Source organism: Maritimimonas sp. 2205BS37-2 (genome assembly GCF_056591755.1).
Genome location: NZ_JBWQOI010000001.1, coordinates 766186 through 779934 on the forward strand (window position 1 = coordinate 766186; position 13749 = coordinate 779934).

A 13749-nucleotide genomic window follows, 5' to 3' on the forward strand; every position below is an offset into this window, starting at 1 on the left:
ATAAAGACCAAAATTACATTGATTATAACTTAAAAGAATATTTATATATTCACCGCCGCTAATTAATCGATCAATGAGTATTTTTTACACTTTAGATATTTTAGGAACAGCTGCCTTTGCTATTTCTGGTACTTTGGTTGCCATCAATAAAAAGTTAGACCCATTTGGAGTGTTTATTATTGCCTTTGTAACCGCAGTTGGTGGTGGTACCTTACGAGATATTCTTATTGGCAGAACCCCTGTAGGATGGATGCAAGATCTAAATTATGCATATGTAATTAGTGTTTCTACGTTATTTGCCATTATTATTAGAAAAAAGATCGGTTATTTAAGTAAATCACTTTTTCTTTTTGATACTATCGGGTTGGGGATTTTCACCATTGTAGGTACAGAATTAGGAGTACAACATGATTTACATCCTATAATTTCGATAGCATTAGGAACAATGACGGCTACTTTTGGTGGTGTTATACGTGATATGTTATGTAATGAAATTCCGGTAGTGTTTAGAAAAGAAATTTATGCAAGCGCCTGTATAATAGGCGCAGTTACATTTTTACTACTTTATAAATTCAGCGTCCCAACAAATTTGAATTATATTATCACAACACTTATTGTGATTGTTGTTAGACTGATAGCTGTTCGTTACAAACTATCGCTACCAACTTTCTATCAAAAAAACTGAAGATAATTTTAATGCGCTAAATATTTATTAGTAGTCACCTAATGTTTCTACATTCTGTGCTAACCCGGTTGCTAATTGCTCATCATTTGGCGCTTTACCGTGCCAAGCGTGTGTATGCATCATAAAATCTACACCATTACCCATAACGGTATGCAGTAATACACAAACAGGCTTACCTTTTCTGGTTCTAGATTGTGCTTCTTTCATTCCTTGAATTACAGATGCGATATCATTTCCTTGCTCAATTTCTAAGACATCCCAACCGAATGCTTCAAACTTTGCTTTTAGATTTCCCAACGGCAGTACATCATCAGTAGAACCATCTATTTGTTGCCCGTTATAATCAACAGTAGCAATAAGATTATCAACATTTTTACCTGCTGCATACATAATGGCTTCCCAAACTTGCCCCTCTTGCAATTCACCATCACCGTGTAAACTATACACTAATGCATTATCATTATTTAATTTTTTAGCCTGAGCTGCACCAATAGCAACCGACATTCCTTGTCCTAGTGAACCCGAGGCAATTCGTACTCCTGGTAAATGCTCATGCGTTGTTGGGTGACCTTGCAAACGAGAATCAATCTTTCTAAAAGTTGCCAATTCTTCTACAGGGAAATAACCACTACGCGCTAATACACTATAATATACGGGTGATATGTGTCCGTTTGATAAGAAGAATAGGTCCTCTCCTACACCATCCATATCAAAATCAGTACTATAGTTCATTAATTCTTGATACAAGACAGTGAAAAATTCGGTACAACCAAGTGATCCACCTGGATGCCCTGAGTTTACGGCATGCACCATTCTTAAAATGTCACGTCTTACTTGCGTTGAAAAATCTTCTAGTTGTTGTGTTGTTGGCATTTTATAACGAAATTTTGATAGGCAAAAATAAGTCTTTTGCAGTTTAAGTCAAGACGAAATTTAAAAGTTATTTTTTAGTTGTTAACAGTCGTTAAATGGGAACTATTTATTTATGATATTGTTGATTATGAATAAGCTTTTTGCTGCACACATTACAGTTCTCTGCTTTACCTGCGCCTCCTGGGTGCCCACTAGGGCATATATAGTGATAATCACCGTAGGCATTTTGTGCCGGTGCTGGTGTAGTAGTATTGGTTGCATTTGGCTCAAAAGGGTCTTTCAGTGAGTTTTGAGGAATCGCAAGGCCATGATATGCTTGATTGTGTTTATACGCTGTATTACACTCCGGACAAACCCCTTGTGTATCTGAACCATTATGACCATTAGTACATATATAATGAGCTATTTTTTTTCCCGGTTGTTTAACAGGCCCTTCTGCTGCCTCTTTTTTAACAGGTTTTCCACGCTCCACACATCCGGATAAAGCAAAAAATGCAATCAATGCACTTAAACAAATAAACTTTTGATATTTCATTCTTGAAATTTTTGTAAAACTAATTCATCATATAAAAATTTCTCCAAAAAGTTTATAAATTTTAATAACTCATTTAGAATTGAGAGTACACTTTGAATCGTAACATGGTTTAATGCTTTAAATCTCAAAGCCCTAAATATTTGATTTTAAATTTATTTACTAACTTGTTACTCAATTACTAACTTAATAATTTAACCTTATGAACGTAAAAGTCCTACTAGTCATTAGAATTGTATTCGCCCTTTTTCTATTATTCTTTGGCTTAAACAAATTCTTTCAATTTGTATCTCCACCACCACCACCAGAAGAAGCAATGGTATATTGGCAGGGATTAACCATTTCCAAAACGATGGCCTTAGTAGCTATTGTAGAAATTGTTGCCGGTTTGGCTTTATTATTTAATAAATATGCTGCCTTAATGATGATCGTTTTAATGAGTGTTTCTGTAAACGCCGTGTTATATCATGCAGTATTAGATCCTGGAGGTATGGTATTAGGTCTAGTGTTAATAGTCTTAAATATTGTAATGCTATATGCGTACAAAGACCATTACAAGAGTCTCTTATAAAGAAAAATTATCTATTGAAAAGCAGCTTTCGAGCTGCTTTTTTTTAGATCAAAATCAAAAAACTCATTATTCATTATATAAAATGATAATCTCACTTTCTGTCAACCCTCGGTTAAAGATTCTAACGTCATCAATTTTACCATTATAGAAATCTGTAAAAGGTAAACTCCCATCTAATCTCCCTCCAAAAATTAGCTCTGTTTCGCCAGTAACCGACCCAACTGTTGGTAAACTTAGTTGTGCTTCGCCATCCACATAATAAAAAGTATTATTATTAGTGTCTAGGCCCCAAACAATATGATGCCAATTTCCATCTAAAACCGTCGAGTCCGATAAACCATGAGATCCTCCATATAATCTCACTCTCAACTTGCCTTCGTCTCCTTCTCTTACGGCAGCAAAAAATATGGGGCCACCACCGGGGACTCCTCCAAGTATAAAATCAAAATACGAAGGGCTATCGAAGCTACTATTAATCCATAATGAAAATGTAATAGGGTCTCCAACATTAAATAAGGTATTCATATTCAACGGTGCAGAGATAAAATCATCCAACCCATCGAAACTAAAAGCACTATTCAAATTTCCATTTCTATCAGTTGTTAACGATGCTCCATTTAGAGTAGCATGAAATTCATTACCACTCTCATCTTGAGTATTTCCTGAAAAAGGATAATATGCCAACAATCCATCAAATTCTTCAAAACATGCTCCTAATTTATCGCCATGCTTTAAATGAGCGCCCATGGCATTCTTACTTACTTTAATCGTGTGCCAACTATTAGATTCATTATCATAGTGACAGATAAGTATTTTTTCCTTTTTTGATTTTAAGTTAGGTTGAATGGACTCATCTTCAAGATAACAAGATGAAAGAATAAATAATAATACGAATAGATAGTATATAGCTTTAGTCATGATAAAATAGGTTTGATTATTTACCTCTCTATCAATATAAGAAGGTACTTGAATAGCGCAATAAGCTATAAAATTAGTTTAATCAAGTTGTTATTAAAAGAGGAAAAACACCCAAATTTCTATAGGAAAAACACCTCCTTGCAATAACAACATGTAAATTAAACTTTTAGATAAAAAACTAAACTATGAAGTTCTAAAAATTTTCTCTAGTTTTCTACCTCTTGCTAGCTCATCAACTAGCTTATCTAAATATCGTACTTGTTGTGTTAAAGTATTTTCAATCTCTTCTACTCTATACCCACAGATTACCCCCTTTATATACTTAGCGTTAGGGTTTAACACAGCTTGTTCAAAGAAAGATTCAAAAGTTACTTTTTCGTGTATAAGTGCTTCCAGCTTATTTTCATTAAAACCGGTTAACCATTCAATCACTTGATGTAATTCATCTTTTGTTCTTCCTTTCTTCTCTACCTTGGTAATATAATGAGGATATACAGAAGCAAATGTCATTTTAGCAATACGTTCATCATGATGGCTCGTGTTACTCATAATTTAACTTTTTAAGAGAATTATTCCTTATTTAGACGCCGCTGGAGGCGTAATCATGATATGAGCATTTGCTTTACCAGGAAACATTAACCATGGATGCCCTGGAGCATTAGCTTTTAACGATAAACCCGTACTCGCTTGCGTTGCATATGGTATATAAACTACATAACGGTACTGCGCATTTTTCACTTCTTGATTATTCGTATCATACCATCCTTTCTTACCATATAAAATATGTAATGTTGATGGATTTTCAGGCATCTGAAGTTTCCCTTCGCTTGCCTCTTTCTCTCTCATGTCTCTTCGCTCTGGAAAAGCCTTTCCCTCTGCTTTTAGCGCTCTTCCTCTTGCCATATACGGTTCAAGGTCTTTATGATAACTCACCACCTCAAAACCATCTCTATTTGGATCATCTGCGATGCAAATCATATCATTTGTTCCTTCTTTTAAAATTATAAAATTACCCTCGGCATCATAACCGTACACTTTCGCTCCTTCCCTAACTTCTTCTGGTGCTGCTAAAATGGCCGATGCAATTTGCTGTTCTGATGTTAATTTTTGATCTGGAATCTCCTCTATTGGTTCACTTAATACTACTTTCTCCTCAATATCTGAGTCACTTTTAACATTCTCTGATTTTTTACAAGCAAAAAACAACAGTAGCAATGCAACTAATGGATATAATTGAGCTATTTTCATAATTATATTTTTAAGGTTTATTAATCTGTTTGTTGTCTAAATAATTAAAATAAAATTGATCTTAAATTTTACTTTTTAATTTGAATACAATTTAAGATTTAAGTAGTAAATAATTGATATATTTATAATTTAATTCCTACTCTAATAATGAAAAGATATTTCCCCTTTATAATACTTGCCTTAAGTATTGCTTGCAATGAACCTAAAACATTGTCAGAAGATCAATTAATTACCAAAGCAAAAGAAATACATGCAAAGGTTATTACTTTAGACACACATTGTGATATCAATGTGAAAAATTTCACCGATTCTATTAACTACACCCAACGCCTTGAAAATCAAGTTAATCTTCCTAAAATGGAAGATGGAGGTTTAGATGTCGCTTGGTTTATTGTTTATACCGGGCAAGATTCATTGACTGAAAATGGCTATAAAAAGGCGTATGATAATGCTATTTCAAAATTTGAAGCCATTCATAGATTGGTTAAAGAATATGCTTCAGATAAAATCGAATTGGCCTTAACGTCTGACGATGTGCGGCGTATTCATAAAAGTGGAAAGAAGATCGCCATGATCGGTATCGAAAATGGTTATCCTGTCGGCGAAGACATCAGTAATGTTAAAAAATTCTATGATCTTGGTGGAAGATATATGTCTTTAGCTCATAACGGGCATAGTCAATTAAGTGATTCAAATACAGGTGAAGGTGACGACGTATGGTTACATGACGGCTTAAGTGATTTAGGTAAACAAGTTATCGCTGAGATGAATAAATATGGTATGCTTATTGATTTATCACATCCATCGAAAAAAGCGAATCTAGAAATGTTGGCACTTTCAAAAGCGCCGGTTATTGCATCACATTCATCGGCAAGAGCGTTATGCGATCATAGTAGAAATCTTGATGATGAACTTTTGAATGCAATTAAAGAAAATGGCGGCGTTGTACAAACTGTTGCTTTTAAAGCATATCTAAATAAAGAAAAGGCAGAGAAAAGAAGAAAGTTTAGTGAAAAATATGAAAGAGAAATTATGGATTCGTTAGGTGTAAAGTGGATTAGTAGAGATTCAGTTATGAAGCTTACTTCTGCTGAAAGAGAGGCGTATTATAATGCATATTCAAGTATGCAATCTATTCTTAAGTCTAAACTGGCAGGCATAAAAGACATTCCTCCTGCTGCAAATATTTCCGATTTTGTTGATCATATAGATTATATGGTAAACCTTATTGGTATTGATCATGTTGGTATTAGCTCAGATTTTGATGGTGGCGGTGGAATTGAGGGCTGGACTGATGCCTCTGAAACACTTAATGTAACTCTTGAACTTGTAAAACGTGGGTATACAGAGGAGCAAATAGCCCAATTATGGAGTGGTAATTTATTGCGAGCTTTAGACGAAGCACAAGAGGTAGCTAAACAAATACAATCAAAAGGATAGGTTAAGTAATATATTGCTAGAGAATGAAGTTGAAGTTATTTATCTATTTACTAGTTGCTACAGTTAGTAGTTCTATTTTTGGGCAAACATCTGATTTAAGTCTAGAAATACTAACAGATAATACAATTCCCTACATTCGTTCATCTATAAAATTTACAATCGTTATTAATAATGCAGGGCCCGATGACGCTTCGGGTGTTGGTATCATAAATGATTTAGGAAACGGATATCGTATTCTAGATTCTATAAGTGATAACGGAACTGTATCCGGTAACATAATTAGTTGGTATGATCTCGAAGTACCCGCAGGGGCAAATGTTTTTTTACATTTTAAGGCAAAAGTTCTTGCAAGTGGTAACTATGGCGATCGTGCAGAGATTGTGGCTTCAGATAGTCACGATCCGAATAGTGATATCAATGCTAGCTTTGATGAAAATGATTTAGATGATAGATATTTTGATGATGACGAGTTTGAAATTACTTCGATAGTACCAATTCCTTCAAATTTTGACAATGATCGGTGGTTCGATAAAGATGATCTCGATGATGATAATGATGGTATTCCAGATATTTATGAATCACATGGTATTAATCCTGACTCTGATTATGATCGAGATGGAACTCCTGTTTATTTAGACGATAACGATAATAACTTTGACATTGGCGATAATGACGAACTCGTAGAAAGCTTTTTTGATCTTGATGGTGATAATATCCCAAATCATTTGGATTATGATTCAGATGGCGATGGTATATTTGATTTTTATGAAGCTGGAATTAAAGGTTTAGAAGTAAACTTAAATGGTAGAATCATTGGAAGTTTTTTAAGTTTTGGTAATAATGGTCTACATGATTCACTTGAAACGGCTCCAGATAGTAATCAGCTGAAATTCATCTTATTAAATACAGATGAAGACGACGATTATAATTTTTTGGATCCTGATGATGATAATGATGGTATCCCTACAAGTCAAGAAGAAGCAGATATAGATGGTGATGGTAATCCAAAAGATGCTAAAGATCAGGATGCAGATGGCTTTCCCGATTACTTAGACAACGAGGTCTTTGTAGAATATAGTGATGATCAAGAAATAGTGGCTATTGATGAACTTGGTCAAAGTATTGCAAGAACGGCTACGATACGATTGAGAAATAAAAGTATTGACGTAAAACTTTTTACTGAACACGGCCACGAAATAACACCGGAAATTCAACGCATTGGTAATCTAGTACAGTTAGATATCTCTAACTTAACATCAGGAGTTTATTTTTTGCAATTCAAGACCCGAAATAAGGTTGAAATCAAGCGAATGGTGATTGACTAAGTATCTTAGTTTATATCGAAAATAATGCTAATACCGTTTTATCAATCCGCTTTGGTTTTAATGATTGAGCGTCTAAGAATACCCAAGTAGTTCTGCATTTGGTAATTAATAGATCTTTACAATAGATATGAACGATTCGCGTAGATTTAACGCCTGAAGTATCTTCTATCCAAGTATAAATACTAATAGTATCACCCAAAAATGCTTGGCTTAAATAATCAATTTCATGGCGCAATGCCATCCAGACACAACTCTTTTTAAGTATTTTACTGGCTAGGCTGTTCCAATGCCGTTTAGATGCCTCTTGCACCCATTGCAGGTAAATAACATTATTTACATGATCTAATGTATCAAGGTGTTCTTTCGCTACTTTAAACGAATAATTAAAAGATACCTTATCTTTTGGTACTTTATTAGTCAACCAATCTATTTTTAACAAATTCTACTTTCTTCTTACCATGAGCTTTCGGTTTACCATTTTCATCAAGATTAACCATTATTATCTTATTTATACTAATAATGGTTTCTCTTGTCATCATATTTCGAACCTTACACTCGAGTGTTATCGAGGTGTTTCCAAAAGAAACAACGCCAATACCAATTTCTATAATGTCGCCTTGTCTTGCAGAACTCTTAAAATCAATTTCAGACATATATTTGGTAACAATAAAGTTGTTCTCCAACTGGACAACGGTATAGAGTGCAATTTCTTCATCTATCCATTCTAAAAGTCGTCCTCCAAACAAAGTTGCATTCGGGTTTAAATCTTCTGGCTTCACCCATTTCCGTGTATGAAATCTCATAGTTACGAATGTTAATTATTTACTAAACTTCTCATTATCTTATTATTACAATCAAAACTATTAGTAACTTTAAGATATCTTTTCAATATTAAAGGTATGCGTTATTTCTATGGTATTCTAGCTTTTTTTCTTTTTAGCTGTGTTAATTCGCAATCAACACATGTAGGCGGACATTGTGAGGGATGTGAGGCAATTTATGAATATGGTAATAAGGTATTGAATTCTACAGACACTTTACCAGGATTTAAAACTACACAGCAAAAAATAAAAGTTACAGGCACCATCTATCAAAATGATGGAAAAACACCTGCAAAGGATGTAATTTTATATGCTTATCATACCGATGAAAATGGCATCTACCCTAAAAAGCCTGATTCTAAAGGGTGGGAACGTAGGCATGGGCATATTCGTGGATGGATTAAAACAGATAAAACTGGTAGCTATACTTTTTATACATTACGGCCTGCTTCATATCCAAATACTACGATACAACAGCACATTCATTTAACAGTTAAAGAACCTAATAAAAATGAATATTATATTGATGATATCACATTTTCTGATGATCCGAATTTGAGTAGTCGTACCAAAAATAAACAAAACCCTAGAGGAGGAAATGGAATTGTAACGCTCAAAAAAGAAAACGGACACTTAACTGCAAGACGAGATATAATTCTTGGTCTAAATATCTCTAATTACAAGTAAAAAAAATCCGTACTATCTACTAACATTACGGATTTTGAAATATATGAATAAGGTTTAAGTAAACCTTAGGTAATTTAATGTTTCCCAAAGGCAACAATATGAGCCCTACCCTTGCCCACGTTAACCGTTTTGTAATTGAAAACAATCTTTTTAATGATTCTGTTATGTCCTTTTAGATCTAATACTCTACTAGAGAATCCTTTTTTAAAATGACGTTTTATAATATGGTTTTCTGAACTACCATTACCATAAACAATTTTAACATTATTTACATATATGGGTGCCTTTAAAACCTTGAATTTCACTTTTCTAAATGTTCCTTCTGAAGCAATTACTATTATCTGATCATGATCTGCTCTCATATTGACAGTTCGCTTACCTAGTACTTCCCATTTACCAGCATTGATGGTTATAAAGGAAGAAAATAGAATAAGTGTCAATAAAAGGCTTGAAATAATTTGAAGTTTTCTCATCATTTTAATTTTAATGTTTAACAGCTATAAGACTCATCAACTATTAAAAAGTTTAAAATGCTTGAAACTTTTTGATTAAAACAATGTAGGAGGTTCTTTACCCATTTGGGGAATCATTAAGTCAGTACCAAGTTCTATGTTTAATTTTTTAATAAAATGTGCAGAAAGTAAGGGCGAGGCTTTTTCTAAATTTTGATGAACAAAAAAATGAATTTTCTGTAAACCAAGATCTACCCACTCCTTTAAACGAACCACCCAGTCATCTAAGCGCTTATAATCGCTTTCATGATTAGCGCCAACATAACGAATAAAAGCCTCATTATTTGTTAATCTCATATGCATAATATCTCTCCTACCTGCAGTATCAACTAATACATTAGCAATATTGTTTTCTTCTAATAAATGGTATAATTCATTGGCAACTTTTTCATCATTAAACCAATTGGTATGTCTAAATTCCATGGCTAGTGGAACTTCTTTAGGCCAACCTTGTGCAAATGCGGTTACACGATCAAAATCTTTTGGTGAAAAATTAGTATGCATCTGTAGAAAAATCGTTCCTAATTTTTCTTTTAAGTTTGAAGCCGCATATAAATAGTTGTCTACAGATTGTGAGATATCATTTAAACGCTTCCAATGACTTATTTCCTGATTTAATTTAGGAAAAAACTTAAACCCTTCTGGGGTTTTTTCATACCATTTTTCAAATTGTTCAACAGGAAAAAATCGATAAAATGTTGCATTTAATTCGATACTATTAAATTGAGTAGCATAGTATTGTAGTTCATCTTTTGTACCACGAGGATAAAACCCTTTTAAGTCTTGCCTATTCCATTTAGCACAACCTATAAATACCTCAAGTGGGTTTTCATTTTTTTGATTTGTTAACACTACTGCAGTTTCAGGATGGTCCTTTGGTAGTGTAAGCTCAACGTTTTCAATGTTTTCTATGCTTCCGAATTTCATGAAAAAAAAGTTAATAATTTGTTGATAAGATTAATTTTTATGTTAATAACAAATATAGACAATCTGTACATTTAATGTAAACTTCATCAGTTATGAATTCACGATCTCATTTTCTTTTAAAGTCTCGACCTGAAATTCCATCAGCAATTGTGTCAGATGCTATGACCAATGATGAGCAATTTCAAAACAGAACGCTACGGCCGATTATCAAACTACAGAATGACCTATTCATAGAGGTGTTCAAAAATTATATACGTAAGCGAAAATACAGTTTTTACGATTTAACACTCGATCAGCGCTATGTATATATAGAAAATGCCATTCAAAAAGATACCAAATTTAGAAACTCCCTAAAAGGTATGGTTATTGGGCAATTTACCCTAGAAGAGTACGAACAATATATTGAAAACTCTTCGGCTCTTAATAAACGAATGATGAATATTGTAATAGAGCGATTGAAAGATCAAGTTCAACTATTTGAATACGAAATAGCGAATTAGTAGACCTACTGCAATACAAATTGCAAAGCTCATTAACGTACCAATTAATACATATTCAGTATGCTTACGAGCGCCTTTTACATCTCCAAATCTTAAGATAGATTTTGCACCTATTAAAAACCCTATAGCCGAAAAGTTACTTGATAAAATAAAAGTAAGTACTAGAATTCGTTCAAAAATCCCGATATAACGTCCTGCTTTTTTGAGGCTTTCTTGTTCTGTTTCTTCGGAAATCTCTTTTTGCCATTTTTCGGTGGCTTTTCCAATTATAAATCCAACAGGAAAAATAACAATCACATATCCTATTAGGATAGCTAAAGTGTCTTTTGATGTTAAAAATGATTTAATGCCTGGTAATATTTCATAGAAACCATCAATTAGATATAACCAAGCTATAGTGATTACAACTATGTGGAATAATTGATCAATTAAAAAAAATTTAAGATTGTCTTTTTTCTGATTCAACTTCCACAAATCAATAAAATAATGGGTTATAGCTATTAGTATAGGCACTAGAAGTTGTGACCATTGTTGTATAATTAGATAAGTTAATAATCCAGCTGCAAAACTATGAGCATATAAATACCAAGATTTAGCTTTGTGCTTTTTTTTGTGCTGTACCATTTTATTGCTCTGAAACACAAAATCGGTAAGTACATGAGCAAGCAATAACTGTAATAATAATACGATATTAGTTTCCATGAGTAATAAAAGTAGTTATTGCAGATTTGTAGCGTTTTAAAAGTAAAGAGATAGAATCCCAGTTAGCTGCTTTTTTTCGATGGTTAACAGCTGATTGATTAATTCCTAAAACTCTAGCAATTTCTTTCTCTTTATAACCTTTAAGCAGATAATAAACAACTTCAGCCGAAGCTCTACTCCACTTACTCATTACACTATCAAGTAAACTAAAGTTTACATTAAACTCATCGTTTAAATCTTCACTAGCAGTTTTTAATAGTAAACGCGGATAGTCGCCTTTCATCGTATCTAATGTTCTTCCCGAAAACTGAAATGCTTCTCCATTAGATTCTAATATGGAATTGCGTTTTAAATTTACTGTTCCAATACCAATTGCTATTCTAAAATCGGTTAGACCGGATATTTTTTGATTGTTATTATCAATCTTATTAATTGCGGTTTTTAATTGTAATAAGTGATCTAGTGCGTCTTCAGGATTGATAACAATGCCTTGAAAGCTATCTCCTCTAAATATTTTAAATTCAGCATCACTTTGATTTTCAATGCTTTTAAACTCTTTATTTAAAGTGTTTAAAACCTCGTCTAATTCGTTAGATGTATACGTTGTTGATTCTATTAAATCACCTGTTAAAACTGCTTTCATGTATCAAATATACTAAAAATATTAGTCTACAGGCTAATAAATGCTAAATATTAGTCTACAGGCTAATAAACATTAAATATTAGTCTATAGGCTAATAAATTAATCAATCAGAGAAACTCCATTTAAATCAGTAGTTAAGACCTCACTCATATAGTCAAAATAAGGGCGTATTGCCTTAAAGGATTTATCAATTTCCTTTAAAAAGTTTTCTGAAGTAACTTCTTTATCAGCATACTTTTTGGTAAAAATGAATTGCTTTTTCTTTATCAAATCAATATCTGGATGTTCCTTACTAAAGCCTTTAGGTGCAGTTTTTACTTCATCTCCTACCAAACTACCCCAAGCATTCTTAAACTTTTTTGCTTCGATAATCTTTCTAAATTCACCAGCGTCTAATTCCAATTCTTTTCTAATTCGCATTAAATCAGCAGGATTTGGCTCCCAAAAACCTGTTGCTAAAAAAGAATCTCCAGGGGCAATATGCAAATAATAACCGCCACGTAAACGTGGCTTTGCACGATGAAAAGAACCTCCAAAATGTGTTTTATAGGGAGTTTTGTCTTTAGAAAAGCGCACATCGCGGTAGATTCTAAAAATTTTCATCTTATCAATATCATCATGTTTATTTAGGTTTTCATGAATTGCAGTATAAAACTGCTTTACATCGGCTTCTAAATCTTTAAATCTCTTCTTATTTTCCGTAAACCAATCACGATTATTATTAGCATTTAATTCATTAAAAAAACTTAAAACATCTTTTGAAATTTGCAAGGCCATTCGATTTACTTTTTAGTGATTTTAAAGATAAAAAACTTCATTCACTTATGAATCAATATTTTGTTAATCTCATTAAATTTATTACATTAGAAATTATAATACTCTATTAACCAATTAATTATTAAATATTATGACTGATCAAACTTCTTTGAAACCGCCTATATGGTTTTGGATTGTAAGCGTTGTTGCACTCCTATGGAATGGAGCTGGTGTTAGCGCTTATCTACAGCAAGCTTTTAAGGTAGAATCTGCCATGAAGCAACTAACACCCGAACAAATCGCGCTTTTAGAATCTAGGCCAAGTTGGGTTACTGCATTATTTGCAATTGCCGTTTTTGCAGGTTTACTAGGTTGTGTATTGTTACTTTTAAGAAAAAAAATGGCTTCTCCAGTTTTAGGGATTTCATTTTTAGCAGCAGCTCTACAACAAATTTGGTGGTTTACTACAGATGGACCATCAATATCTGATCAATTTCAAGGCACTATAATGCCAATAATAATTATTGCCATAGCCGTATTTTTAGTTTGGCTAGCGAGAAAATCGGCTGCAAAAGGCTGGTTGAGGTAATAGTTAATCAGAAAGAGAAC

The 13749-nt window shown here is 33.0% G+C and carries 19 protein-coding genes; 7 read left to right on the forward strand and 12 right to left on the reverse strand.

The window, feature by feature from the left end; all coding sequences use genetic code 11:
• The first annotated feature begins 79 nt into the window (after positions 1 to 79).
• Positions 80 to 685, forward strand: a complete 606-nt coding sequence (locus AC1EUU_RS03610; protein WP_480200760.1) for a trimeric intracellular cation channel family protein — start codon at positions 80 to 82, stop codon at positions 683 to 685.
• A 27-nt stretch (positions 686 to 712) separates the two neighbouring features.
• On the opposite strand, the gene AC1EUU_RS03615 is transcribed toward AC1EUU_RS03610, so the two are convergent.
• Both AC1EUU_RS03615 and AC1EUU_RS03620 read right to left on the reverse strand, forming a co-directional pair.
• Positions 713 to 1558 (reverse strand): transketolase, encoded by an 846-nt coding sequence (locus AC1EUU_RS03615; RefSeq protein WP_480200008.1) that lies wholly within the window; start codon positions 1556 to 1558, stop codon positions 713 to 715.
• Positions 1559 to 1664: 106 nt separating this feature from the next.
• Positions 1665 to 2093: a hypothetical protein gene (locus AC1EUU_RS03620; protein ID WP_480200009.1), complete on the reverse strand. Its 429-nt coding sequence runs from the start codon at positions 2091 to 2093 to the stop codon at positions 1665 to 1667.
• Positions 2094 to 2292: 199 nt separating this feature from the next.
• Between AC1EUU_RS03620 and AC1EUU_RS03625 the strand changes: the two genes are divergently transcribed.
• Entirely contained in the window at positions 2293 to 2661 is a 369-nt protein-coding gene (locus tag AC1EUU_RS03625; RefSeq protein WP_480200010.1) for a DoxX family membrane protein, read from the forward strand.
• 66 nt (positions 2662 to 2727) lie between these two features.
• On the opposite strand, the gene AC1EUU_RS03630 is transcribed toward AC1EUU_RS03625, so the two are convergent.
• From AC1EUU_RS03630 to AC1EUU_RS03640, 3 genes are all read right to left on the reverse strand, one after another.
• Complete coding sequence (locus AC1EUU_RS03630; protein WP_480200011.1) at positions 2728 to 3579, reverse strand: LamG domain-containing protein; 852 nt, start codon at positions 3577 to 3579, stop codon at positions 2728 to 2730.
• Positions 3580 to 3762: 183 nt separating this feature from the next.
• A complete protein-coding gene (locus AC1EUU_RS03635) occupies positions 3763 to 4128 on the reverse strand; it encodes a DUF2200 domain-containing protein (RefSeq protein ID WP_480200012.1) in 366 nt (121 codons plus the stop codon).
• A gap of 27 nt (positions 4129 to 4155) precedes the next feature.
• Positions 4156 to 4827 (reverse strand): hypothetical protein, encoded by a 672-nt coding sequence (locus tag AC1EUU_RS03640; protein ID WP_480200013.1) that lies wholly within the window; start codon positions 4825 to 4827, stop codon positions 4156 to 4158.
• A gap of 147 nt (positions 4828 to 4974) precedes the next feature.
• Between AC1EUU_RS03640 and AC1EUU_RS03645 the strand changes: the two genes are divergently transcribed.
• Both AC1EUU_RS03645 and AC1EUU_RS03650 read left to right on the forward strand, forming a co-directional pair.
• Positions 4975 to 6267 (forward strand): dipeptidase, encoded by a 1293-nt coding sequence (locus tag AC1EUU_RS03645; protein WP_480200014.1) that lies wholly within the window; start codon positions 4975 to 4977, stop codon positions 6265 to 6267.
• 23 nt (positions 6268 to 6290) lie between these two features.
• Positions 6291 to 7592, forward strand: coding sequence for a T9SS type A sorting domain-containing protein (locus AC1EUU_RS03650; RefSeq protein WP_480200015.1), 1302 nt, complete (start codon positions 6291 to 6293; stop codon positions 7590 to 7592).
• A 10-nt stretch (positions 7593 to 7602) separates the two neighbouring features.
• Here AC1EUU_RS03650 and AC1EUU_RS03655 read toward each other — a convergent pair whose 3' ends face one another.
• On the reverse strand, positions 7603 to 8013 hold the full coding sequence (locus tag AC1EUU_RS03655) for an acyl-CoA thioesterase (protein ID WP_480200016.1): 411 nt from the start codon (positions 8011 to 8013) through the stop codon (positions 7603 to 7605).
• The gene (locus AC1EUU_RS03660; RefSeq protein ID WP_480200017.1) at positions 8006 to 8395 is read right to left on the reverse strand and encodes an acyl-CoA thioesterase; all 390 of its coding nucleotides are present in this window, start codon (positions 8393 to 8395) and stop codon (positions 8006 to 8008) included. The genes AC1EUU_RS03655 and AC1EUU_RS03660 overlap by 8 nt, the downstream gene beginning before the upstream one ends.
• Before the next feature lie 96 nt (positions 8396 to 8491).
• Between AC1EUU_RS03660 and AC1EUU_RS03665 the strand changes: the two genes are divergently transcribed.
• A complete protein-coding gene (locus AC1EUU_RS03665; RefSeq protein WP_480200018.1) occupies positions 8492 to 9100 on the forward strand; it encodes a dioxygenase family protein in 609 nt (202 codons plus the stop codon).
• A 74-nt stretch (positions 9101 to 9174) separates the two neighbouring features.
• Here AC1EUU_RS03665 and AC1EUU_RS03670 read toward each other — a convergent pair whose 3' ends face one another.
• Entirely contained in the window at positions 9175 to 9573 is a 399-nt protein-coding gene (locus tag AC1EUU_RS03670) for a hypothetical protein (RefSeq protein WP_480200019.1), read from the reverse strand.
• A 75-nt stretch (positions 9574 to 9648) separates the two neighbouring features.
• The gene (locus tag AC1EUU_RS03675) at positions 9649 to 10539 is read right to left on the reverse strand and encodes a DUF72 domain-containing protein (protein WP_480200020.1); all 891 of its coding nucleotides are present in this window, start codon (positions 10537 to 10539) and stop codon (positions 9649 to 9651) included.
• 92 nt (positions 10540 to 10631) lie between these two features.
• On the opposite strand from AC1EUU_RS03675, the gene AC1EUU_RS03680 reads away from it, so the two are divergent.
• On the forward strand, positions 10632 to 11039 hold the full coding sequence (locus AC1EUU_RS03680) for a glyoxalase (protein ID WP_480200021.1): 408 nt from the start codon (positions 10632 to 10634) through the stop codon (positions 11037 to 11039).
• Here the strand turns inward: AC1EUU_RS03680 and AC1EUU_RS03685 are convergent.
• From AC1EUU_RS03685 to AC1EUU_RS03695, 3 genes are all read right to left on the reverse strand, one after another.
• Positions 11013 to 11741 (reverse strand): DUF3307 domain-containing protein, encoded by a 729-nt coding sequence (locus AC1EUU_RS03685; protein ID WP_480200022.1) that lies wholly within the window; start codon positions 11739 to 11741, stop codon positions 11013 to 11015. The genes AC1EUU_RS03680 and AC1EUU_RS03685 overlap by 27 nt on opposite strands.
• A complete protein-coding gene (locus AC1EUU_RS03690; RefSeq protein WP_480200023.1) occupies positions 11731 to 12384 on the reverse strand; it encodes a SatD family protein in 654 nt (217 codons plus the stop codon). Before AC1EUU_RS03690 ends, AC1EUU_RS03685 begins: the two co-directional genes overlap by 11 nt.
• Positions 12385 to 12483: 99 nt before the next feature.
• The gene (locus AC1EUU_RS03695; RefSeq protein WP_480200024.1) at positions 12484 to 13161 is read right to left on the reverse strand and encodes a DUF2461 domain-containing protein; all 678 of its coding nucleotides are present in this window, start codon (positions 13159 to 13161) and stop codon (positions 12484 to 12486) included.
• Positions 13162 to 13291: 130 nt separating this feature from the next.
• On the opposite strand from AC1EUU_RS03695, the gene AC1EUU_RS03700 reads away from it, so the two are divergent.
• Positions 13292 to 13729, forward strand: coding sequence for a hypothetical protein (locus AC1EUU_RS03700; protein ID WP_480200025.1), 438 nt, complete (start codon positions 13292 to 13294; stop codon positions 13727 to 13729).
• The last annotated feature ends 20 nt before the right edge of the window (positions 13730 to 13749 follow it).